1 protein-coding gene and 1 pseudogene are annotated in these 2,584 nt (G+C 30.3%); one reads left to right on the forward strand and one right to left on the reverse strand.

The window, feature by feature from the left end; genetic code table 11:
- The first annotated feature begins 23 nt into the window (after positions 1–23).
- Positions 24–479 (forward strand): hypothetical protein, encoded by a 456-nt coding sequence (locus ACFILD_RS00990; RefSeq protein WP_375631869.1) that lies wholly within the window; start codon positions 24–26, stop codon positions 477–479.
- A 1,914-nt stretch (positions 480–2,393) separates the two neighbouring features.
- On the opposite strand, the pseudogene ACFILD_RS00995 reads toward ACFILD_RS00990, so the two are convergent.
- Positions 2,394–2,584, reverse strand: a pseudogene (locus tag ACFILD_RS00995) (hypothetical protein); the annotation flags it as partial.

The following is a 2,584-nucleotide window of genomic DNA, read 5'->3' on the forward strand; positions in this document are numbered from 1 at the left end:
ATCGAAAACCGCAGGAAATAAATATGTTTACAGATAAGCAGCTAAGAGCCTTGTTTGGTATTATAATTTTTATATTTTTATATTTTTTAGGAATTAAAAAAAATCCCTACTTTATCCAAGGTATTTTGATATTTGCATCTTTTGGTTTGATAATAATAACAAATATTTTTGTAATTTTATGCAATTCTCATATTCCTTTTGAGTTGCAGAACAATCCAAAATATAAAGATGATGATACAACAGGTTGGAAGATATTAACACGTGATTTACAACAGTATTTGCACAGACTCTTAAAGCTAATAAGTTTAGCACTTGTCGTTTTAATTTTTCCAAATAGTTATACTGTATTTTGGTATTTAGATATCGTTATTTGGTACTTTTTTTTAGTTTATTCATTCTTTCTCATGTTGCATACACGCAGTTTAATAAACATGTCCATTTACGCGATACAATCATCTATTAAAAAGAAAGAGAGCTAAAAAAAGCACTTGATATTCAATTAGGTAGGTATCAAAATGAAAAAAATTGAAAAAAATAAAAAATACGTATTGACATTAAAGAAAGGTTCGTTTATTAAGGTTGGCAAGTGCTAAAAACACTTAATCGTAAGCGGTTAAACCACGTAAGGTTTTTCCCATCTTCAAAATACTGACTTTCTTTTGTGCTATCATTGGCATATAACGATTTTGTCGGGTGTAGCTATACCATACAATACCCTTCGCGAGGGGAAAGTATAGCGGCGGACTTACGACCGTGTTTTTAGCGCCCGGCGCCACATATGACATAAAAATATAAATAAATCAATATGTTGTGTGCAATTATTTTATATGAATCCACTTAAGAACCCACACTTTTATGCATGATTCATTTGACCATTTTTTATATAAGATTGCCATGCATGAATAGACCATAAAAAGCAAATCATGATGTAAATATTATAACGCATGTGTGTATTCAAATAAAATGAAAAGCAGCTATCATTTATAACAGTTCATAAATTTTATGATACGTTTTTATCACTCAAAATCGCATTGTTTAAAAATTTAGTTGTTTGGAATTATCGATAACATACGTTTAAAGATCACATCTTGTTTTAATGATTGGATTGTTAATCGCATGATAAAAACACAAGATTTGCACTCCTCAAAATTGGGGAGCGTAAAATCTAAAGATGTTATCGCAACATTAGATTATCCTATAAGAAGGTAATCATTTAAAACTTTTATAAGCTTATAGGTTTAGTTTATAAAGATTGCATAAAAGGATTTAAAGACAAGATCGATTTTATAACCACGGTATTTTTTTACCGAGGTAGGAAATAAAGGTCATGAAATTAAAAATGCTATATCTTATGAAATGAAAAGCCTTTTAATGAATAGATTGCAGGCTAGTCTTTAAGAATGGAACTATTCGCTTCCACAAAAAAATGGAGGCAAATAATGCCATGGCAGTAGAATTACTATCTACTTTAGATTTGGTACTAAAAACGTTTTAAAAGTTATAGTTTAAAAATACGAAACCAAAAGAGCTCTTTCCAAATTTGGGGGCAGCTATTTAGACAAGATAAGCAAACAAACTTCAAAACCATTGTAACATCATAAGGTATGGGTTTTTACTCAATTTTGAGTCAAAAGCTGTAATATTTAAGAATGCTCTATTCTAAGATAACATCCCCAAAATGGACCGGCTAATATTTAAAGAAATTAGGTTTTAATGAAAAGTACAAATACGCTTATGAGAACCTCTTTAAATGCACGTTTAAACGTTTGAAACATAAAATGAGATCTTTATAAGAAACGTTAAAACTTTTTTTTATTACAGTTATAACTTAGTTATCATTTGCTCTTAAGAACGTTTCATTTATGAAAAATGAAGATCTAGATTTCACAGCAGAGCAAAATCTTAAAAACCTTACACTTTATAAAAGCGTTTGTTTATTTATCTTATGAAAAGCTGCTTTGTAAAAACCAACGCTTCCAAATGTAAAAAGAACGTTTTTTGCAGATATTTATTGAATATGCATTTGCTTTTGATTGGATTGTTAAAGCTACCGAGCATTTTGATTTGTTTGATACGTTTGATAGCCATAACAAGCGTTTATAGGCTCTATAATTCAAATGAGTGCTTAAAGATCATACGCACATTTACGTTCCTTTTGATAAGTTTTCATATCTCTCATAGAGCGCTTGCAATATGATACGTTTTGTATATATGCATTCATTACTCCATTGTGGATGATTCATTTTAATCATTAGAATAGACATTTGAAAGCCGCGTCATATCACTTGGCACGGCTTTTTTTTTATTTTACCCTCTCTTTTATGATATGTTTATAGCAATGCATTTTATATGCGTTTATAACCATAAAGAATGCACGCCCCCCACGCCGTTCTTTATTCTGTTTTATTAGTTATATTGACAACATTATCGCTTTCATAAACCTCACAATTTTTTGGAACCAACCTTACTTTGCTTTTTTTGTTGATTTTTGCATTGCCATAAGCACGCCCCCAGATTGTTGCACAATATGAGATTTTAGCATTGCCATAAACAGAGCCATAAATCTCACAAGAGCCACTCACAC

Origin of the sequence: Bartonella sp. CL162QHHD (genome assembly GCF_042195435.1) — a bacterium.
In the GTDB taxonomy this organism is placed as follows: Bacteria; Pseudomonadota; Alphaproteobacteria; order Rhizobiales; family Rhizobiaceae; genus Bartonella.